Here is a 20,436-nt window from a genome sequence, read left to right as displayed (position 1 = left end):
TCAGTTCCCTCTCTACGCCCGGTTATCAGCTTGGCTTGACGGGCTTGGCCTTGCACTCGGCACCACCGCAGTTGAACTGCAATTGCGGGCGGCCGCCGTAGTCATTGACATAGGTCAGCACCGGCGCATTGCCCAGCGCTGCCACGCCGACGTTCAACATCTCTTTGCCTTTTGGCGCCACCATCACCGGTTCAAAGCCCTTGGCGCTGGCGCTCCCCGGTTTGCTGCTGGCATCCACAATGGTGATGTAATACGGCGTTGGGTTGTTCACCTGGTATTTGTCGCCCTGCCTGGTCAGCGTTAGCTGCTCCTGCCAAGGGGCCGCACCTTCGGTATTGCTCAGTGCTTTTGGCCGGTAAAACAGTTTGATCCGCGTTTGCAACGCCAGTTGCAGCGTGTTGGGCTTTTCGCTCTTTGGCGGGATCTCACGCAGGTTGAAATAGAACAGCGTCTCGCGATCCTGCACCAACAGGTTGGCGGCCGGTAAAGCCTGCACCTTGATCTGGCTTTTTGCCCCCGGCTCCAGGCGCTGTAACGGCGGTAACACCGTCAAAGGCGTAGTGATTTTATTGCCCTGCGCATCTTCCACCCAGCCTTGCGCCAGGTATGGCAACTGCTTGTTTTCGTTGCTGATGGTCAGGCTGGTCGATTTTTCACCACCGTTAAACACCACCCGGGTGCGATCCAGCGCTATCGCGGCCTGGGCCTGCTGAAGGCCCAATACCCCGACCAGCAAGCTGCCCGCCAACGAATAAAGGGATTGACTCATTAGGTTCATCATTAATTACTCACTTTCTTTAAATTCAATAAAAAAGCCGGGGAGGGGGAGAAACAGCTCCGGCCTGCCACTACGGCTAAATACGTTTCCGTCGTTATTCCGCCGTCTCCGCCGGCAGCAGGCGGCACGGCAACAACAGGTTGGCCAAATCGTCTTGCGGAATGTGCTCCGGCAATGTCAGCGCACACTGCGCCCGCCCGTCCCATCGCACGGTCATCTCCTCATTCGGGTTAATGCCGCTCAGGTACAGGCTGCCACCATCGTTAACAATGCCCACATCCTGCTGTTTGCGGTTTTTCACCGTGGCGCCAAACGGCGGCGTCGAACCGTCCGCTAAGCGGATCACCGCCATCGCTTTCTCACCGGCGATCACTTCAAATCGGCGATAACCAATCGCCCCTTCGGTCAGGGTGGCCTGCACCACTGAACGCGTCGCTTCGGCATTCTCCGGCAGCTTGTTAACATCAATGCTGATCCGGTTGCGGTAATAACTGCTGACATCCGTCACCACCGCCTTGCCGAAGCGGTTGGTGCGCGTCACCGCGCCATAGCCGCCAATGGGAATATCCGCCACGCCGCCGGTGTCCACCATCATGCGGGTGCCGCCCATCATCCCTGACCTGTGCAGCGCCGCACCTTTCACGGTGGCGGTCGCCCCCCCTTGCAGCGATATCCCGGCCGACGAATAACGCCCTTCCTGGTAGCTGGCATTGGCATTTACCTGCGCCATATCGCCCTGATGGGTGTAATAAGCGCTCGCCAATGCGCCGTTGCGTGAGATGCCGCTGCCCAGCTGATAGCTATCGCCGTTTTCCAGCCGATCGTAGTACCCCACCTGATGGGTGTTGTCGTTACGGTCATAGCTGCCGCTGTAGCTGACCGAGCCGTTGCTCCCCCACGGCATCGACAGCGAGAGGTACATGCCGTCGTCATTGACGCCGTTATACTTATTGCGATACCCCGTCAGTGACAGGCTCAGGTTCCTGAACCGGCCGATATCAAAATTACGTGACAGCGTCAGGGTGTAACGATCGTTGGCCGCGCTGTCCCAGTAAGTCTGGTGGTTGTAGTTCAGGTAGGCACTTAACCCGAGATCGCGTAAATGCTGGCTGAAGCTGATGGTGTACATCTCTTTGCTGTTCTGGTTGCGCGTGCCATAGGTGCGCGCATCCAGGAATTCACTCATCGACATGTAGTTCCGCTCCGAGAAGCGATAGCCGGCAAAGGTCACCTGGCTGTCGTACTCATCGAAGTTTTTCGAGTAGCTCAGCCGGTAAGAACCACCTGTTAGGGTGGTGTCTTCCAGCTGCGCCAAACGCGCCCGCGACTGGGTCACATCAAATGACAGTGCGCCGAACATCATCAGATCCCGCCCGATACCGACCGCCAGTGCGTTGTAATCACCGCCCGCTACGCCGCCGCCGTACAGTGACCAGCCATTGCTGACGCCCCAGGAAAACTCGCCGGTCGCAAACAGCGGCCCGTTGGTGCTGTGTTTCCAGTCCGAAGGCCGCCCGCTCGCCAGTTTGTAGCGCACCGTCCCCGGCCGGGTCAGATACGGGATGCTGGCGGTATCGAGGCGGAATTCCTGTACGCTGCCGTCTTGTTCTTCAACCCGCACATCCAACTGCCCAGAGACCGCATCATTGATGTCCTGAATGCGGAACGGGCCGGACGCGACCTGGGTTTCATACAGCACACGCCCCTGCTGGCTGACCACCACCTTGGCGTTGGTGCGTGCTACCCCGGAGATCTCCGGGGCGTAACCACGCAGGTTCGGCGGCAACATACTGTCGTCGCTGATCAGGCTGGCACCGGTAAACCGGAAACTGTCAAAAATGTCGGAATATAGGAAGTTCTCCCCGACCGACAGCTTGGCCCCCAAACGCGGGAGCGCGCGATAGGCGTAATAACGGCTCCAGTCCAAACTTTGGCGTGTGCCCTCACCGCTACCGGTTTGATGATCCAACCGCGTTTGCCAGTCTGCCCGCAGCCGCCAGGCGCCCAGGTTGGCCCCCACCGTGCCGTTGCCGCTGAGGTTATATCCCTGCTGCCCTCGCTGCTGTTGCCGTTGGGTCTGCGCGTTGAGGTAATAATCCAACAGCAACCCTGGCACGCCTTCATCCCAACGCGACGGCGGATCCCAGTTGTCGGCGGCGTATTCCAGATAGGCCTGAGGTAAGCTAACGGTGAGGCTAGCGCTGCCCAAATCGGCACGCGCCGACGTGCCCGGCAGGCTATCTACCGACAGACACTCACCTTGATGCCACCAGGTCAGTTTTTCTTTCACGTCCGGTTTTAAGCCGAACTGCTCTACCATTGCCGGGCTGATGCACGCGGCGCTATCGTCAGCATCCTGCTCCGCCGGGTAAAAAGTAACGGTTTGCTCAGGCAGCTCCTGCTTATTAACGCGTACCAACATCATATAATCGCCCGGCATGATATATCCGCCACGCGAGAACTGGCCCAGATCAATATTTTCGCGATCTTTTACATCCAGAACATCGGTATTGAACTCCACCTCTTCCGCACTGGCGTAATACCCAAAAAGACCCAACGCGCAGGCAATATAAACTCCTACTGCACGAGGGCGGAAGGGTAATAAAGTCCAGTTCGGCATTATCATGCTCATCAATCCCTTTTTTCTTATTTTTACGCCAGCGCTATCAATGAAAAACTTTGTACTTCCACGAACAGGAAATAAGTGACAGGCACATCTGGTGATTTAAAACCTAACGTTTTTCCACGTTATTATCATCCAATCAGTAATAGTCCATTTTAAACCTAATGGTTGAGGTGTATTCTCCACTGCGTAATCGCTGTTGATTGCTGACCAGCCGCAGTGAATAATTTAGTGCTCTGTCACCTTCGGTAATATCAAGTAACGGCGTTGGATTGCCAGGTGATACGATATTTCCCTCGCTGTCACTAAGCTGTAACGCAACGCCGCGAGCTTGCCCATCGACACCGAATAATCCATTATCCACCCGCCCATCGAATGTCACCTGAAAGCGTTGCCACTTCGGTAAATTTTCATCAATGCGTCCCAAAACACAATTAATCAGGCGAATACTGAATGGGCGAATAGCGCCTTGCCCATCACGTATAATTTGGCTCAATGGTGCTACGGACATATCAATAGTCTGATCGCGACTATTGGTATCAATGGCGCAGGCCGTTTCGATTACGGCGCCTTGCATGTTAACCCGCCCCCAACCCGCCGCAGCCAGGCTGCTTTGCATTGGTAACAGCATGAACAGGCAAAACGCCGAATAAAGCATTTCTAGCTGTTTCATCTCATCATTCTCCCACGAGTCATTCTGGCAAGAATGTATGCGGGGCACAGCCCGCATACATGATTAATCCTGTCAACAAGCCAAATTATTTGTAGTTCAGAATGAAGTTGGCCACGCTCTGGAATTTACCCGGAACGATAGATTTATCATCGCCGCCGTCGCCTTTCAGATAAGCGCTGAAGGCCAGAGTCGCTTCAGAAGCACCTGCGCTAAGCAGTTGGCCCGCAGTTGGTTTACCCAGTTCGATCACATTGTTGCTGCCATCGGTAATTGCAATGCTGGCGCCTTTGGCATCACCGGTCATACCCAACAGGCCATTTTTGCCAGCCGCACCATCAAAAGTAGTGGTCACTGTTTTAGCGGTGTCCAGGCTGCATTTTTCCAGGCGAATTTCAAACGGCTTCGGGTCGGAGTTGCCGCCATTCAGCAGGGAAACGTTCGACACTGCGCCTAGATCAACGGTCTGATCAACAGACTTGGGATCAATTGAGCAAGGTGCATCAATAATAGAGCCGGTGAAGGTGACTTTACCATGACCTTCATCTGCAGCCTGTGCACCAGAAATAGTACCGAATGCCAAAACTGCAGCCATCATGATTTTATTCAATTTCATTTCAACTTTATCCTTTAAAGGGTCCATTCCCATTTGTGTGAAGTCGCCATTTATTCAGGTTCACACAACTGGCACATGGAAAAGAGGTTTACGCCTCTCTTCTGCGTACCATGTCATAGCTACCGGCAACTGGAAAAATGATATACCTCAAAAAATTAAAAAGCTAAAAAATCTAATTAATATCAAAAAATTGGATAAAAACTCCAAAATTAAATAAAATTAAATAATAAATCAGCATTAAAATCCAAAAAATAACAACCAGTTAAAAACTAAAACTCCTTTAATTTCAACCACATTTCAAGCATAAAATAATTTCCGCAAAAGGAGTTGACTGCCAGTATTGACCTACCCTAGATTCTACCAACCCTGACTCAGGACTAATCTTAGTATTGATTATTTTGTTGTTTACACACCAAAGTTTAATAGGTATCAATATGAAATATATATTAAATCTAACACTGGTTTTCGATCCGGAAGGTCGATTATTAATGCTTAGGAACAATAACCAACTAACTGTAGGGTTATCTAATCCGGCTACGCGATTGTTAACCGAAATGATAAAGAATAATAGAATTGAATTGACGCGCGAAATTCTGCTCAAGCATGTCTGGGAGGATTTTGGGTTTGCTTCGTCCGGTGCTACGTTGAGCAACCATATCAGCGAGTTGAGAAAAGCCTTTGAAGCGCTTGGGATAAGCAAAGATATTCTGCTCACTGTGCCGCGGATAGGCTTTAAATTGGATGCGGAAATCCACCCGGAAACCAAGCTGGCGAAAGAATCGGCCTCTGCTGAACATATTGAACTTCAGCCGTCGAGTAAACCGGCAACGGTGGATAACGTCGCGGCCGCCGGTCTGAACGTAAGCTCAAAAAAACCATTACGCAGAATGAAAATTCCGGCATTGTTTCTCCTCGTTGTTCTGTGCGTCACTGCTGTGGCGGCATGGATGATCCTGAGCAAGAATGAACAACCCGAGCTCATCGGGATCCAGGATAAATGTCATATCTATATTCTGAATGAAGGCAAGCATGAGCCCGTGCAATCTGATCGTGCACGAAAGATGCTGGCTGATGAAGGGATCGATTGTTCACGGACCGATCTTGACATCTATTATATGGAAGCGCGTCCTTCCAACGAATTTCTTAAGGTTTATTTTATATCGGCTTGCACCAAGAATAACGATACTAACTATAAAAGCTGCAACAACTTCAAACAGGTTGAGTAGGTTCATATGAATAGGATTATTATCAGTCTGTCCAGCCTTATCATCGTTATCGTCATCCTGAGTGGCGTTTATCATTATTTCAACCGCTCGAACTGGAAACCGTTTCGCTGTGATACTCATCTGAGTTCACGCATAGCGACAAAAGAGGGCAAGAAACTTGAACTCAATCTGGATATTAGCATCGTCACCGCCCACGAAGGCAGCAGTGAGGCGCTCGCAGTGGGTTCCCTCAAAGGAGAAGGAAATAATTATGTTTTTTCCAGGCGAATTTTCATCACCATGAAGCAATCTGATTTTAAAGGCTTTGCCAAAACCATGATTATCCGGGAAGAGCACCACCCCATAGATAATGTGCCAGAAGAAATCTGGCAACAATACGTGCTGCCGGAGGCACCAGGCGTCGCATTCTACATGGAAACAAAGCATTTAAAAAATAATGCATATCTTATTAAAGGGTTGACCAACCCTCACTTTGTTTGTGCGAGAACATCGAATTAACTTATCCAAAAGGCTTAATCATCTGTCATTCACTGATTAAGCCCTCATTAATGCTCCCCGCGGATTTTAATTAAAAACCAACCCAGTCATACCGTCTAATACGCTAGTCTACGACATAAATCACAGGATAAAAAACTGATAATAAAAAGTTAAATGAAATTTTTCACCACATAATGCCATTAAAAGTCATTAACTTGAATGCGGTGTATCTTGTTGGTTAGCCTATTGCTGCTACTGAATTGCCGGCTTTTATGCGGCTAATAATATCGTACCCCGCACTGCAATGCCGGAATTATCGCAGAGAAAATCCGAGAGTCGTGACGTCATAAAAATGAGTGACTAATGCCAATAAACATAAGCCAGGAGGAAGAGAACATGGGAAGCACGAAAAATGCCATCATGACGGAAACATTGACCATCCGCATAATAGACGATGATAATTTTTACATAGCAGGGCTGATTATGACCCTATCCAACTATTTAAAAAATAAAAAGATCCGATTCTACACCGGTCTCTCGAATGGAATAGCTGCGGATATTACCTTTCAGGCCATTCGCTGTGGCACACTAATCTCGCCAGCCTCCGCCTCTGGGGGCTGCAACCCGACGCTTTATTTTGCCATCGCGGATAGAAAAGATGTTCATCTACAGCACTTATACAGTGGCGTGACAGAGTCCAATATCTTATACCGGCACCAATCTGTGAGCGCCGTTTTACAACTCATTGAGGACACACTGCTTTCCCAACAGCCGCAGCCCGAAAACACGCAGCAAACCACTAAAGTCGGTCTCCCCGAACCACTCACACCGCGTGAGCAAGAAGTGCTACATTACCTTAGGCAGGGTAAAAGGCATGCCTGCGTTGCAAGTTGTATGGGTATCCATGAGAAGACCATAAGCTCGCACAAACGCGCAGCAATGAAAAAATTGAATTTCAGACGTACTAGCGAGTTATTCCATTGGATGCTGCAGGGCGGTTTAACCCGTCACCAGTCAATGAAAGCGAATTGAACATGAGTTTTCCATCCCTCTCCATATTACTGTCTCTTGTACCCATCTCAAATTGCGGTCAAATGGCCGTAATTTGAGAAACACAGCAAGCTGATTTTAAAGAGAATTTTTCGGGCGGAAAATTGACAAGTTTAAAGTCACTCCTATAAAAACAGCAAGATGCCGAGTTGTGTATCAGGGACAGCTCCATATCGAGGAAATCTGCTAAGGTTTTTAGTGAGTATCAAAAGCGAACATTATTAATTATATTCAACTAATTAGATCTAACCCTAAAAAAATCCACGTCGAAACGTGGATTCAGTATCATAGCCAAGGGCAAGCATCTTTTACTCGAAGTAGACCTCGGGGTTATCCGCCAGCGAAACGAAATTCTTGGTATTTTTATCCAGCGTGCGGATCTCACCACTTTCGATGTCGTACACCCAGCCGTGCAGGCGCAGGGCGTTGTCGCGCAGACCAACGGCAACGGACGGATGAGTCTTGATATTGTTGAGCTGGGCTATCACGTTCTCTTCAACCATAGCGTTAACTTTGTCGATTTCGCTATCCCAGGTTTTCTTCTCTACCACCGCTTTTGCCGCGTCCGCATAGTGCAGCCAGTGGGCAACAGCAGGCATCGGGTCAAGGCACTGGCAAGAAGCTATAGCCTTCATGGCACCACAGTTCGAGTGGCCGCAGATCACTATGTCAGTAACGCCTAGCGCCACAACCGCGTATTCGATGGTCGCCGACACCCCACCCGGCTCCGGGCCAAAGGAAGGGACGATGTTGCCAGCGTTACGGATAACGAAAAGCTGCCCCGGCTCTTGCTGGGTCACCAGCTCGGGTACCAGGCGGCTGTCAGAACACGAAATAAAAAGCGCTTTAGGGTTCTGGCTGGAGGCCAGGCTGCGGAAGAGTTCCTTACGCTGCGGGAAAATCTCTTTCTGGAAACTGAGAAAACCTTCAATAATATGTTGCATAGCACACTCTCTAGATCTGTAATCTCGATAGTATGATAAGCATCACTCCCTGTTAGTCCAGTACCTGATAGGCAAAAAAACAGCATTCTGTTGTCGCTGGATCTCACTCCAACATTTCGAATGATGCATTTAATGCCCGATCTCCCCTGCATCTTCAGGCTCATCATTCTCGACGTTATAGGCAATCACCCTTTTCGATGAGAACGTAGGGAGTCGAGGATGAAAAGTGAGCACCGTAAACGCGAGTGACCTCGCGATAAGGACAGAGAAAAGTTACCAATTCTCCCTTATTAATGCTCCCAAAAAATATAGCAAACATACTGGAATTTCTTTACATCCCTTGTTCAACACCAGCTAGTTATTGTTTTCATAACATCAATGAAAATTAATACCTATTTTTAGTTACTTTTTTGTTTTTAGCGCAACAGATTTAAGTTTGATTTAGATCACAAAAAGTGCTTTTTTTGCCATTGGATTTTTACATGTTCTGGATAAAAAACCACCCTTTCCTTTCCATTTTCTTGGCCACATTTATTATAAGAATATTCAACAATAGTTTTATCTATTTTTTTAATTTAAAAATTAAATCTTCTGAGAAAAATCCTAAAAAACACATAAGTTCATGATTATTATTTACTATTTCAAATAATATGAAGAAATTCATTTTGTTGTGATAGTGAATAAAACAATTCAAATGACTAGGATATTCACAACACATTATGTTCGGTTACACCGATCGATCAAAAGATATTGATAGCCACAAACTATCATTAATAATAAATCCAATTGATTTAAACGATTGTTAATAATTATTACAGTCGGTTAAAACTTAAAAGGCCAGAGGGAAGGAATCTTCTCTGTAATTTTTAAGCTCAAGATTGTTTGCTAAGTCTATATGATATCCATAGGCAGGCTGTCTTTAAGGGAGGTAGTGACTTGATGAAATATTATTTTGTCTCGGATGATTGTTATTTTCTGAACGGATTAGAAGATACTTTATCAGGAACCATTAAAGAACGGTCAATTTATGTCAATGTCAATCATGATATTTTCATTCTCAACCCAGAACCTAATGATGTTATAGTGCTGGCAATATTCAATGTTACCAAGCGTCGTGAGATAATGCGAAAACCAGGATTATCGCTCTGCCGCCTTATTATCATGGTGAAATATGGGGCCAGCCTTATACCGGGAGCAACGTATACCCCTTGGTTTATCCCTTGGAAAACAACGACAGAAGACTTCATTAACATACTGAATGAATTGAAAAATAAAAAGTCAGCCCGACATCAACTTCCCTTAGAAGAATCGGAGGTATTTCTTTACCTAGGGGCGGGGCTTTCACATAAAGAAGTGGCCCAACAGCTGAGCCTATCGAACAAGTACATTTATGCAATCAGACGTAGAATTAGTATTTCATTAGGGTTACGAGCATGTAATAGTGCCACCAGCATTCTCCTCTGTCGGGATGTGGCAGAAATGAGGCTATATAATAAACGACGAGCCACCTTCACCCCTTGGGGTTATGAAAACAGCCTTACATTATTTTGATCGCAAAACAAACAAATATAACAAAAGTGTAACTTAATTTGTTTAAGATCGTTCTTGGATTCTTGAAAAATCATCGAGCTCCATATCGCCACTCAGGGAAAATGAAGCGAGGCTCGGCTAGAAAAAACCACCTCTAAAATAGTGATCGTAATGACATGAATTTATTTTTGAGGGAATAATTCTCATTCGGATAACCGTGGGAATACCAGTGTAAATATAAGGAGGAATAAAAGCGTTCTAACGCGGATTCCACTTTTTCGTTTGCACTAAAAAGGAAATAATCAATCTAAATGATAGGTCACGCTAACAGGTTGGCTATTCCAAATTTAAATGACGATGTAATACTTAAATGGAGTTAATTATGAAGTACAGTAAATATCTTTTGGCAACCGCGATCGTAGCTACTTTTGGTGTGGGCGTTGCTCAGGCGGCGTCAAACGGTACCGTTAACTTTACCGGTCAAGTTCTCGATAAAACCTGCGATATCACTATCGATGGTAATGCCAGCCCGGCCACCGTGGTACTGAAAGCCGTTGATAAAAGCCAACTGAGCGCTGTTGGCGCGACTGCCAAACGTACCAGTTTTAATATTGAGCTGAGCAACTGTACCGGCTCAGCTGACGTGACCAATGCAGCGGCCTTCTTTGAAAACAGCTCAACTGTTGATCCGATCGGCTACCGCCTGAACAATACCGCAACCGGTGATACTGCTGCTACCAACGTTCAGTTACAGCTGATTGACGCCCCAACCGGTAACGCTATCAAGGTAGGTAGCCCGGAACAGCATACATCTTCAACTACCTATGACCTGACCTCAGGTACAGCCACACTGCCGTACGCCGTTGAATACTACGCGACTGGCGCAGCAACAGCAGGTCTGGTAGCCAGCTCCGTCAATTTCACCATTAACTACTTCTAATCTTTTTTGCCAAAGACTGAGTATTGACGGGCTTTACACGGGGAGCAGCTGACCGCTCCCCGCATTAAGGGAGAAACCATCATGAATCACCGTGCCATTTGCCATAGCGCCGCCGCGTTCGTATTAACTTTTATTTTGACGGCCCCAGCAGTGGCGGGAATTGTCATTACCGGTACACGCGTTATTTATCCGGCGATAGAGCGCGAAGTAATGGTGAAAATCGATAATCGTGGGAATCAGCCGGTTCTGGCACAGAGCTGGGTGGACGACGGCGATCCAGATGCATCGCCGGAAACAGCCCGCGCCCCATTCACCATCACACCACCGATCAACCGTATCAATGCTGGTAAGGGGCAGACACTGCGCCTGATGTACACCGGTGAGCCGCTGCCGACGGATAAAGAGTCCGTGTTCTGGCTCAACGTACTGGAAGTACCACCGCTGAACAAAGAGAAGCAAAACCAGCTACAGATGGCGTTCCGTTCACGCATCAAGATTTTTTATCGCCCAGCAGGCCTGGTGGGTAATGCAAACCAGGCAGGACAGTCTGTCACCTGGAAAAAGGTGAAGGGCGGCGTGGAGGGAACCAACCCGACGCCGTACTACGTATCACTGGCCAATATTGCTGAAGATAAAGAAGGTAAACGACCTATCGGCAAAGGCGGCATGATTGCTCCCGGCGGGAAAGCCGTATTCGCAATTGATAAAAGCTTGAGCACCATCTACCCCTCATACATCAACGATTTTGGTGGCATTAATCCCACATCACAGCCGGTCGCCCCATAACAACCGCTGGCTGGAAGCGTAAAGCGTGCCTGGTGCGCTGTTACAGGAATAGAGCTTTTTCTTGATTGAGTATTGCGCCGCCCTGTTAGGGTGTTTTAGTGATAAGGAATTCACATGCCTTTTTTCCATCATTCACTGTCGCCGCTGGCCGCCGCCGTCCTGCTGGCACTCGCCGGAACGGCCGTAGCCGACGACGACATTGAGTTCAATCCCAATTTTATGAGCCCCGGTAGCCAGCAGCGCATCGACCTGAACCGCTACAATCAAGACCTTGCACCGGCGGGAAAGTACAGCGTAGAACTTAACGTGAATGGCCGCCACATCGGGCGAGATGATGTGACCGTGCAGGATAGGGTCGTGGAGGGTCAAAGGGTGCCGCAGGTGGATATCTGCATTAAACCCTCTGCACTCACTACGTTGGATATCAACGTTGAGCGGCTGACTCCAGAGGCGCAAAAAATGGTCGCGGCTCAGAAAGCGGCGGGCAAGGATGACGCGTGCCTGGCCCTGAATCACCTGCTGCCGGAAGGCAGCGTGGCGTTTGACGCCAATGAACAAGCGCTGAACCTCAACGTGCCGGAGATTTTACGCGTTAACCGCCCTCGCGGTTACGTCAATCCCGAACAGTGGGATACGGGCATCACGGCGGCCACTCTGGGCTACAACCTTAACGCTGGCAGCACCCGCTACAACGGCAAAAATAATGATACGCTCTACGGCAATATCAACGGCGGTTTTAATCTCAAAGGTTGGTACCTCCGCCACAACGGTGTCTATACCAAAACCACGGATACCAACGGCAACTATAACAACATCAACACCTACCTGCAGCGGGATATTCCCGCCATTCTGGGGCGGGCGATCATTGGCGATGCCAACACTAAAGGGGAGATGTTCGATACCCTGTCGTTTCGTGGTGTGCAGATAGCCAATGAAGAGCAGATGCTGCCGAACTCGGTCAGGGGCTATGCGCCAGTGGTCAGGGGCATCGCTCGTTCAGCATCCAGGGTCGTTATCCGTCAGAATGGCAACGTCATTTACGAGCGTTCGGTAGCACCGGGGCCGTTTGAAATCACCGATCTTTACCCGACTGGCTACGGCGGTAGTCTGGATGTCTCCATCGAGGGAGCCGATGGCTGGCAACAGAATTTCCAGGTCCCCTATGCAGCGACCAGTAACCAGCTACGTCCCGGTTCACACCACTACAGCATGACCTACGGCAAGATACGCTCCACCCAACTGCGTAGAGAACCGACCCTGCTGGAAGCTTCTTATCGGCGCGGCATTAACAACGCCATGACGTTGTATGGCGGCATTCAGGCCAACGGTGCCTACCAGGCGATAATGGGCGGAGCCTCTTTCGGCACCCCACTCGGTTCCTTCTCGATGGACGTCACTCATGCGCGCCCTCGGCTGGGCCAGGGCTGGGGAAGAATATCGGGGGAAAGCTACCAGCTTAAGTATAGCCAGATCATCCAGAGCACCGGCAGCAACCTGTCGATAGCCGCTTACCGCTACTCCACCGAAGGCTTTATGGACTTTATGACCGCCATGTCAACGGCGGAGCAATACTCAGGGGACGGCAGCGGCAGAACCTTTAAACGAGCTAAGGACCGTCTGTTGGTCAGCGCTTCGCAGCCGCTACCGCAAGGTTGGGGGCAGTTTTATGTCAGCGCATGGCAGCAGGCCTATTGGAATGACCCGTCAACCGACCGGCAGTACCAGTTCGGCTACACCAACCGCTATAAGAATCTCAGCTACAACCTGAGCATGAGCCGCAATCAGGACGCATTTGGTCGTTCTCAGAACACTTATACGCTCAACCTGACGCTCCCACTGAACGACCTGTTGGGCTTCAGCCAGATGGGATCCAGATTTACGCGCGGACCGGGTAACACGACGAACGAACAACTGTTTGCCTCAGGCACGGCGGGCGCCGAGCAAGAGTACAGCTACAACGTCACGGCGGGCTATAACCGGCAGGGCGGCGGAGGCAATAGCAACAGGAATAGCAGTAGCCTTGTCATGAACGGTTCGGCACGCACCCGGTATACCACCGTGAGCGCATTGGCGGGCACCGGTAAAGATTACGAAACCTGGTCGGCAGGCATGAGCGGCGCCATGGTAGCGCACTCAGGGGGGGTGACGCTGTCGCCATACAGCGGCGACACCTATGCGCTGGTCGAAGCTAAAGGTGCCAAGGGCGCGAGTATGGTGAGCTATCCCGGCATTAAGGTGGACAGCTTTGGCTACGCGGTTATCCCCTACCTGACGGCTTATCAGCTTAACGAAGTGGAAATCAGCCCGAAGGGGCTGTCGAACAACGTCGAGCTGAATCTGACCAGCCAGAAGGTCGCCCCCTACAGCGGAGCAGTGGTGAAAGTGAAATATGACACCACAGTGGGGTACCCGGCGCTGATCAGCGCCCCGATGGCCAACGGTCAACCGATGCCGTTCGGCGCGGAAGCGTTTGACAGCGACGCACGGCGTATCGGCGTTGTTGGACAAGGAGGGCGGCTATTTGCCCGCGTACCGTCAACAGAGGGCACCATCAAGGTCGTTTGGGGCCAGGCACCGGACCAACAGTGCCAGGTACGCTATATGCTGCCTGCCAATGCGGATCTGGAAAAAAGCAATGCCATCAGGTTTAACTCGCGCTGCGAGTAACGGCGGCATAAAGACATTGCCGGGTGGCCGAAACGACGGTCGCTAATCCGGACTACAGCGTTAACAGCAGAATAAAGGATTTGATGATGAAAACGACGGGACGCTTACTTTCGGGGCTAAGAAAATATGCCAGGCCGATTGGCCAGTTTTTGAGCGGATCTCTGGCGCTGGCAGCGCTACAGGCGCAGGCGGTAACCTGTGGGTTCACCGAGCTTTTCAATGAAAACGTGACGATACCTGTCATCGGGCCAGGCATGTCAACGGTTGGGGAAGATGCCCCTATTGGCAAGGTGCTCTATGCAGGCCGACTCTGGAGTAAGGGTTATTCAACCATCTATGGGTGTACGATAACAACGTCAGAGAATGCGGTAATGCATACCTATAACAAGGTCGAAGTCATTGCCACACCATCGGGAGCGCCGATACGCTCTGGTGATAAGGATATTTTCCCGACCAATGTACCCGGTATCGGCGCTATTTTTTACGTTTCTGGCTCGCTTTTTGATAACGCGGCATTTCCAGGAATTTGGGAAAATACGATTAATATTGGTTGGGGAACGGTAAGCCAAGGGTTAGGCCAACTGGGTAACGTTAACATCAACCTCGTTAAAACTGGACCGATTACTGCGGGAACTCAACAGGTGCTGGGGTCTTCGTTTCCCACTTTTCAGATTAGCTCTGGTTCAAAGTCCCCATTCGTCGTCGATCATGTATTCGTTACGCTTAATTTTAGCGGTGCTACCACTATGTATACCAAAACCTGCCAGTTGGCCAAATCGGTTATCGATGTCGATTTGGGTACGCACCAGCGCAGCGATTTTACCAGCATTGGTAGCGTGACGGAGTGGGAGGGTTTTGATATTACGTTAAAAGATTGCCCACCTTTTGTGGGTTATGGCAATTATTACCATATGGAACTGACTGGCGATACCTTCGGTTCAAGTGCACCCAATCAGGTCGCAATCAGCTTTAACAGCGTTCACGGCGTCGTTGAGGGTAACCCATTGTTGGCCAAGCTGGAAAGCGGGCCAAACTCAGCGGAGGGAATTGGTATTGAGCTGTCAAAGAGGGATGCCACCAGCTCGATCAATCTTGACGGTAGCGGTGGCTTTGACCTCGATAACTTACCGACACAAGATGGCTCATCGTATGTGATCCCGCTTAAAGCCCGATATGTTCAGTATGAGAGCAATGTGAAAGCGGGTATCGCAAACGGCGCCACTGTTTTTACCATCACCTATAATTAACCACTGTAATGAACAGCCTGTAGGCTGTTTTCAGACTGAAAGCAAAGTCCTGGTCGTAAGAGCAGGACTTTGATCTAATAGCTGAGCTGTAAGGCAACTCAGGATCTTGTCAGGGCCATAGTAATGATCCTTCCATAGTACGGCCATGAGTCTATAAGCAATGTTGAACCAGCATATGTATCCGGTTTCAGACCGGGTTGCATCAGATTGGCTTCAACTGAGAGGAAATGCGAGGAAAGCTTTGCGGATATTGGATTTCAGGCACAAAAAAAGCCGCTCGAAGGCGACTTGATTTGCGTACTGACTAATGGTGCCGAAGGCCGGACTCGTACATCTCGCATACCTCATTGTTTTATATTGATAATTAAAGTAACTCCAAATATAGGCCAGATTTGTCTACGGGTTCGGGGTCACTCCAGAATAGTGAGATACCAACCGATGACCTTATCGTGCATTTCCTCTGACTTCGAAAAGCAAATTGTTCTTCGGGTCAGGCGTTTGATATGTGTACGAAGATTAAGATTATGTCGCTCTATCCGTTGAGTATATTTCTTGCTCACAACGTGGCTTGTTGCACTTAACAGTACCTTATAAACCGGCCAGGCATCTGTCATATAAAAGGCAATATTAAATTGGCTTAACAGGGCCAGCAATCGTCGCAGAGTAGAGGCATTTCTCGGGCCGAAGACGTGGGCCAGAGCACGTTTGCGGATACGGTCATAAGCGTAGAACAACCACCGGGGATTGGCTTTACACCGCACGTAAGACCATTGTTCATCGGCTTCACAGCAGATAACGACTTCCGCTTCGGAGTCGATATTCTCAGCTACCTGTTTTGGCGAAATTTTTTTAAGTGCCGCAGAACCGTATTGAGGCTGATGCCGAGAACCCGTGCGGTATCGCGACATCCGGAACCGTTCATCGCCATATTAACAATGTTTAACTTGATAAAGTTGATGCGCCTGACTGATTGCTCCCCCAAAGCCTGGTCCTGGACACGCCGATGAAAACCGTTTCACGTCTCGGCCTATTAAACCCCGTGGATAAATCATGCCAGAGAGCCCCGGAACACAGAGCCAAAAATACGATATTCAATAATTTCGCCCTATCGCTGTATAAATATTATGCATACGACTCACTCGCATTGCAGCATGGCATTGACAACCCCCAACACCCGTTCGGAAGATTGTGGAATATTATGTCTATGCGATGGGATTTCACCAAGATGTCAGACTTCACCATTATCACAGACGTTTTCCTTTTCCCCTGACAAGATCCAGAACATCCGACATCAGGGGCTATGTCGACTGCATTAGAGAGGCGTCTTATGTCATCCTTACTACAGCTAACCCAGGTTATTGGGGTCGGATTGGTGTTGCTATTACCGCTAGCCAATCCGCTGACGACTGTCGTTCTGCTGCTCGGGCTCTCCGGCAACATGACAAACGCAGAACGGAATCATCAGTCCCGTATGGCAGCCGTATATACCTTTGCCATCATGACTATTGCTTTTTATGCCGGGCAATGGGTAATGAATACTTTTGGTATCTCTATCCCTGGGCTGCGAATAGCCGGTGGGCTTATCGTGGCATTTATCGGTTTCCGGATGTTATTTCCCCAACAAAATAGTATTGATGTGGCCATAGAGGACAACCAAGCCCAAAAGCAACAGCTACGTACTGAAACTAATATTGCATTTGTTCCTTTAGCGATGCCCAGCACCGCCGGGCCAGGAACCATTGCCATGATTATCAGTTCAGCATCCAGTTTCTATAAGAATTCTTTCGGGTTAGAGCACTGGGTTATGCTCGTCGCACCTGTCATCATCTTTTTTATCATAGCGCTGATTTTGTGGCTGTGCCTACGCAGCTCCGGCACAATTATGAGGCTTGTCGGCAAGGGCGGTATTGAAGCTATCTCCCGTTTGATGGGCTTCTTACTGGTTTGTATGGGGGTTCAGTTCATTATTAATGGCGTATTGGAAATCGTCACGACCCATGCAGGAGTATAACTCAGCATAACGTTTAGCCAGAGAACAAGACCGCGTCAGTGGACGCGGCTTCAAAAAGACTGTATTGCCAAAGAGTGAGGTAAACCGCATCACAATCGCTATTTGGCCAAACTAAGCTCCTTGAGTTTCTTGGCCGCAGTTCCGAACTGGCCTAATTGGTAAACAACAGCTCTGGCAGGCGAAAACGAAAACGCTTCAAGCCTCATATCCTTCACGTTGGACTGAGCTAACACCTCATTAGCAGTCGCATACACTTTGTCGAGCTCGGCTGATTGGGTTATTCACAAAGAAGTCCCCTTCGTCATAAGCCCCCCTCACTTTTGAGTGCCTTAAACTGCTGTATGACCCTTCAGGGGGCTGATCACGAGCTGTCATCATCCCATTTAGCCTCCATGCCCCTCTGTTTCAGGCCATCTTCCGATACCCAACACCTGAGAATGCCTAGTATCCATTCACGTCATGAATACGCAGGGTGTACACCATCGTGGCGCCCGGCGGCACCTTCGGCGGATAGCCCTGGTCACCATAAGCCAGCACCGGTGGAACAACTATGGTGACTGAGCCGTGATTTTTGATTTTCAACAGCGCATTACGAAATATCGGTGGAAAGGCATTAACCGGCTGTGAAATCACTTTCCCGCTGCTTTCCATATCCTTGATAACTGTTCCGTCGGTCAGCGTCTCTTTCACCACCACTGACACCATGTCCGATTCGGTTATCTCGCCCTCACCCACATAATCAATTCGGTACAAAAATCCACTCAGGTCTTTCTTGACCCCGGCCTGAGTGGCAAATTCCTTCATGTATCGGCTCCCTGACTGCTCGTAGCGTTTTTTCTCCTTACCTTGCTGCTGAGACAGGAGATTAGCAGACTCTTTCAGCGCATTATCAATGGCCTCCTGCGTCAGCACCAGTTTGCCGGTAAACACATCTCGAATACCGACAAGTGCCATTTCGGGCCGAACACTGACTCCTGCCGCAGCCCGTTCCTCAAGTAACGAAAGGACATCCAGGCCCAGCGACGTGCCCACGGCATAATCCCGAATATCATCATGTGTTGCCGGGATGACGGGCTTCTTCTGGTCAGACAGCGCCTTCTGTGCCGTCTCCAGCATGCCGGTCTGCGTCTGAACGGTAGTCATTAGCAGATTGTTCTCCTTATGCTGTGCTTCCAACTGCTCACGCAACGACATCGTTGCTTCCTGGCTGGCCTTCAGCTCGGTCTGCGCCTTATCCAATGCTGCTGTAAGTTCATTGCCACTGTTATTTTTAGCCGCCGCAGCAGACAGTTGCGCCTGGAGCGTTTGTACCTGTTTCTGACTGTCTGCAAGCGCTTGTTTTTGCGTGTTCAGTTCCGTCTCAGGCACCAGGGTTTTGAGGCGCGCATTAAGTGATGTAATAGTGGCAGTAAGCTGTTGCATACGTAATTTCTGCGCCGTCAGTCGGGCCAGGAGCTGGCGGCTGTCGACACTGGTAGTAGAAAGCTGGCGTGTTGCCAGTCCCGGTACTAACTTCGTATCTGCGTTGGCTGACGCCGTATTGATCGTCGTTCCGGGTATCACCCCCAGCAATGCTGGCACATCACCTTCGCTGGCTAGAATATCGGACAGGGACTGTAATGCCTGATCACCAGAGGCTGCTCGCTCTGTTCCTGCATCAACAGGTAGCACCGCACACATGACGGTTAACAATACGCATTGGGTCCAGTTCACCGAATACTCTCCCCGCGGCTAATCAACCCATCCAGCACATCACGTTCAATCTGGGCACAAATCTGGTTAGTCTTGTAACGATAAAGGGAATCGAGCGTATCCCGGGTGTTCACATTCACATTCCCCCGCACGCTGGCATAGACCGACACGCCGGACACCAGAGCGTCAAAGTCGGCCTTACGGGACGTCCAGGCTTTATCGTTCACCCGCTTGAGTGAATCCAGGTCACGCTGGCAGGTGAGAATGGCGTTGCTGCCCTCCGGGGAATGCGACGCTCCGGTCACGGCACTTTTGTCTGCCATCCGAGAAATCGGAACGTAAGTACCCAATGCCGCGACAGGCTTTGTCATCCCTTCCGACCGCTCTGAATGTCCCTGCGCCTGACAACCACTTATCAGGCAGGTGGCCAAGCCCGCGACTGCCAGCAGGGAGCCGTGTAAATACCTACTCATACACATACCTTTGCAAATCGATTGTTTTATTCCGGTGAGCCGGACTATGTAAAAGCATTAATGTTAATAAAGCGGCTAATAATCTATGGCCGTTATTCATCATTAGTAAACTACCGAACCAATCACCACGATCGTATACTTGCCAGCCTCCCCCGTCTGAGATTCATTAGCCCATAGTTTTACTATGTGATTTTCGCCCGTCGATTCACTGCTTAACAGGCAACGTTCTGCATCGCATTTCAAGCTACGTCCACCATCATCAGACAGATAAACCTGCAGGTCACGCGGGTGAGGGGAACCCTCCTGAGTCATTTTCCCCTTTCCAGGATCACCGATATTACTTTGATAGATAGGAGGAAACGCGACCGCCACATTACCCCCCGAAAGCGGTACGCCTGCGGTTTTAATTGTTAGTGACCCTAAATAGGTCGCATTATTTAACGGGCCTGCAGATAGATTCGGTGACGGTTGCCAGTCGAAAACAGGCACTACTGCATAATTGGTGCTAATGGTTAAAGTTTGGATTTGCACAGGCCCAATGATATCGTTGGATGCCCATGCAGGCCCGAACAACAGAGGGACAAAAAAAAACCACCGGTTCGCCCCAGATAATATTTTATTTAGCACGCGGCCTCCCGAACTTGGCATTCGATGTAAAGCAGGATGCTCACATCATCTATCAAGTGAGAATAGGGTTACACAATAG

General features: G+C 49.6%; 17 protein-coding genes and 1 pseudogene. 9 read left to right on the top strand and 9 right to left on the bottom strand.

The features are described from left to right. Positions 1-25 precede the first annotated feature (25 nt). The 4 genes from ABIE29_RS01495 to ABIE29_RS01480 all read right to left on the bottom strand — a co-directional run bounded on the left by ABIE29_RS01495 (position 26) and on the right by ABIE29_RS01480 (position 4,687). Entirely contained in the window at positions 26-769 is a 744-nt protein-coding gene (locus ABIE29_RS01495; protein ID WP_272928522.1) for a fimbria/pilus periplasmic chaperone, read from the bottom strand. Between the two features lie 103 nt (positions 770-872). After that, the gene (locus ABIE29_RS01490; RefSeq protein ID WP_429616497.1) at positions 873-3,410 is read right to left on the bottom strand and encodes an outer membrane usher protein; all 2,538 of its coding nucleotides are present in this window, start codon (positions 3,408-3,410) and stop codon (positions 873-875) included. 130 nt (positions 3,411-3,540) lie between these two features. After that, positions 3,541-4,074, bottom strand: coding sequence for a fimbrial protein (locus ABIE29_RS01485; protein WP_429616495.1), 534 nt, complete (start codon positions 4,072-4,074; stop codon positions 3,541-3,543). 85 nt (positions 4,075-4,159) lie between these two features. Then, the gene (locus tag ABIE29_RS01480) at positions 4,160-4,687 is read right to left on the bottom strand and encodes a fimbrial protein (protein WP_429616493.1); all 528 of its coding nucleotides are present in this window, start codon (positions 4,685-4,687) and stop codon (positions 4,160-4,162) included. A gap of 434 nt (positions 4,688-5,121) precedes the next feature. Here ABIE29_RS01480 and ABIE29_RS01475 point away from each other — a divergent pair, with 434 nt between their 5' ends. The 3 genes from ABIE29_RS01475 to ABIE29_RS01465 all read left to right on the top strand — a co-directional run bounded on the left by ABIE29_RS01475 (position 5,122) and on the right by ABIE29_RS01465 (position 7,422). Then, positions 5,122-5,913 carry a winged helix-turn-helix domain-containing protein gene (locus ABIE29_RS01475; protein ID WP_429616491.1) on the top strand — a complete coding sequence of 264 codons (792 nt, stop codon included), beginning with the start codon at positions 5,122-5,124 and terminating at the stop codon, positions 5,911-5,913. Between the two features lie 6 nt (positions 5,914-5,919). Next, a complete protein-coding gene (locus ABIE29_RS01470) occupies positions 5,920-6,411 on the top strand; it encodes a hypothetical protein (protein WP_429616489.1) in 492 nt (163 codons plus the stop codon). A gap of 375 nt (positions 6,412-6,786) precedes the next feature. Further along, entirely contained in the window at positions 6,787-7,422 is a 636-nt protein-coding gene (locus ABIE29_RS01465; protein ID WP_429616487.1) for a response regulator transcription factor, read from the top strand. A 326-nt stretch (positions 7,423-7,748) separates the two neighbouring features. Here the strand turns inward: ABIE29_RS01465 and ABIE29_RS01460 are convergent, their stop codons facing one another. Then, a complete protein-coding gene (locus ABIE29_RS01460) occupies positions 7,749-8,384 on the bottom strand; it encodes a carbonic anhydrase (RefSeq protein WP_024530881.1) in 636 nt (211 codons plus the stop codon). A 939-nt stretch (positions 8,385-9,323) separates the two neighbouring features. Between ABIE29_RS01460 and ABIE29_RS01455 the strand changes: the two genes are divergently transcribed. From ABIE29_RS01455 to ABIE29_RS01435, 5 genes are all read left to right on the top strand, one after another. Next, positions 9,324-9,935, top strand: a complete 612-nt coding sequence (locus tag ABIE29_RS01455; RefSeq protein WP_429616484.1) for a hypothetical protein — start codon at positions 9,324-9,326, stop codon at positions 9,933-9,935. 361 nt (positions 9,936-10,296) lie between these two features. Continuing rightward, a complete protein-coding gene (locus ABIE29_RS01450) occupies positions 10,297-10,854 on the top strand; it encodes a fimbrial protein (protein WP_429616482.1) in 558 nt (185 codons plus the stop codon). A gap of 81 nt (positions 10,855-10,935) precedes the next feature. After that, positions 10,936-11,640 (top strand): fimbrial biogenesis chaperone, encoded by a 705-nt coding sequence (locus tag ABIE29_RS01445; protein WP_429616480.1) that lies wholly within the window; start codon positions 10,936-10,938, stop codon positions 11,638-11,640. Positions 11,641-11,754: 114 nt separating this feature from the next. Beyond that, positions 11,755-14,307, top strand: coding sequence for a fimbria/pilus outer membrane usher protein (locus ABIE29_RS01440; RefSeq protein WP_429616478.1), 2,553 nt, complete (start codon positions 11,755-11,757; stop codon positions 14,305-14,307). A 23-nt stretch (positions 14,308-14,330) separates the two neighbouring features. Beyond that, positions 14,331-15,554 carry a fimbrial protein gene (locus ABIE29_RS01435; protein WP_429616476.1) on the top strand — a complete coding sequence of 408 codons (1,224 nt, stop codon included), beginning with the start codon at positions 14,331-14,333 and terminating at the stop codon, positions 15,552-15,554. A 410-nt stretch (positions 15,555-15,964) separates the two neighbouring features. Here the strand turns inward: ABIE29_RS01435 and ABIE29_RS01430 are convergent. Beyond that, a pseudogene (locus ABIE29_RS01430) lies at positions 15,965-16,494 on the bottom strand (IS1 family transposase); the annotation flags it as partial. A gap of 387 nt (positions 16,495-16,881) precedes the next feature. On the opposite strand from ABIE29_RS01430, the gene ABIE29_RS01425 reads away from it, so the two are divergent. After that, on the top strand, positions 16,882-17,565 hold the full coding sequence (locus ABIE29_RS01425) for a MarC family NAAT transporter (RefSeq protein ID WP_429616474.1): 684 nt from the start codon (positions 16,882-16,884) through the stop codon (positions 17,563-17,565). Positions 17,566-18,006: 441 nt separating this feature from the next. Here ABIE29_RS01425 and ABIE29_RS01420 read toward each other — a convergent pair whose 3' ends face one another. The 3 genes from ABIE29_RS01420 to ABIE29_RS01410 all read right to left on the bottom strand — a co-directional run bounded on the left by ABIE29_RS01420 (position 18,007) and on the right by ABIE29_RS01410 (position 20,357). Continuing rightward, a complete protein-coding gene (locus ABIE29_RS01420; protein WP_429616472.1) occupies positions 18,007-19,278 on the bottom strand; it encodes an FKBP-type peptidyl-prolyl cis-trans isomerase N-terminal domain-containing protein in 1,272 nt (423 codons plus the stop codon). Next, complete coding sequence (locus tag ABIE29_RS01415) at positions 19,275-19,730, bottom strand: hypothetical protein (protein ID WP_429616470.1); 456 nt, start codon at positions 19,728-19,730, stop codon at positions 19,275-19,277. The genes ABIE29_RS01420 and ABIE29_RS01415 overlap by 4 nt, the downstream gene beginning before the upstream one ends. A gap of 102 nt (positions 19,731-19,832) precedes the next feature. Further along, on the bottom strand, positions 19,833-20,357 hold the full coding sequence (locus ABIE29_RS01410) for a hypothetical protein (RefSeq protein WP_429616468.1): 525 nt from the start codon (positions 20,355-20,357) through the stop codon (positions 19,833-19,835). Between the last annotated feature and the right edge of the window lie 79 nt (positions 20,358-20,436).

It is taken from the genome of Serratia sp. 2723, assembly GCF_050434425.1.
Taxonomy (GTDB): domain Bacteria; phylum Pseudomonadota; class Gammaproteobacteria; order Enterobacterales; family Enterobacteriaceae; genus Chania.
This window is presented reverse-complemented; position numbering and strand designations above follow the sequence as displayed.

Coding starts and splice junctions, on each gene's coding strand:
- ABIE29_RS01470 (WP_429616489.1), top strand. CDS start 5,920: ATGAATAGGATTATTATCAGTCTGTCCAGCCTTATCATCGTTATCGTC.
- ABIE29_RS01495 (WP_272928522.1), bottom strand. CDS start 769: ATGAGTCAATCCCTTTATTCGTTGGCGGGCAGCTTGCTGGTCGGGGTA.
- ABIE29_RS01450 (WP_429616482.1), top strand. CDS start 10,297: ATGAAGTACAGTAAATATCTTTTGGCAACCGCGATCGTAGCTACTTTT.
- ABIE29_RS01490 (WP_429616497.1), bottom strand. CDS start 3,410: ATGAGCATGATAATGCCGAACTGGACTTTATTACCCTTCCGCCCTCGT.
- ABIE29_RS01415 (WP_429616470.1), bottom strand. CDS start 19,730: ATGAGTAGGTATTTACACGGCTCCCTGCTGGCAGTCGCGGGCTTGGCC.
- ABIE29_RS01440 (WP_429616478.1), top strand. CDS start 11,755: ATGCCTTTTTTCCATCATTCACTGTCGCCGCTGGCCGCCGCCGTCCTG.
- ABIE29_RS01480 (WP_429616493.1), bottom strand. CDS start 4,687: ATGAAATTGAATAAAATCATGATGGCTGCAGTTTTGGCATTCGGTACT.
- ABIE29_RS01485 (WP_429616495.1), bottom strand. CDS start 4,074: ATGAAACAGCTAGAAATGCTTTATTCGGCGTTTTGCCTGTTCATGCTG.
- ABIE29_RS01425 (WP_429616474.1), top strand. CDS start 16,882: ATGTCATCCTTACTACAGCTAACCCAGGTTATTGGGGTCGGATTGGTG.
- ABIE29_RS01445 (WP_429616480.1), top strand. CDS start 10,936: ATGAATCACCGTGCCATTTGCCATAGCGCCGCCGCGTTCGTATTAACT.
- ABIE29_RS01455 (WP_429616484.1), top strand. CDS start 9,324: ATGAAATATTATTTTGTCTCGGATGATTGTTATTTTCTGAACGGATTA.
- ABIE29_RS01465 (WP_429616487.1), top strand. CDS start 6,787: ATGGGAAGCACGAAAAATGCCATCATGACGGAAACATTGACCATCCGC.
- ABIE29_RS01460 (WP_024530881.1), bottom strand. CDS start 8,384: ATGCAACATATTATTGAAGGTTTTCTCAGTTTCCAGAAAGAGATTTTC.
- ABIE29_RS01475 (WP_429616491.1), top strand. CDS start 5,122: ATGAAATATATATTAAATCTAACACTGGTTTTCGATCCGGAAGGTCGA.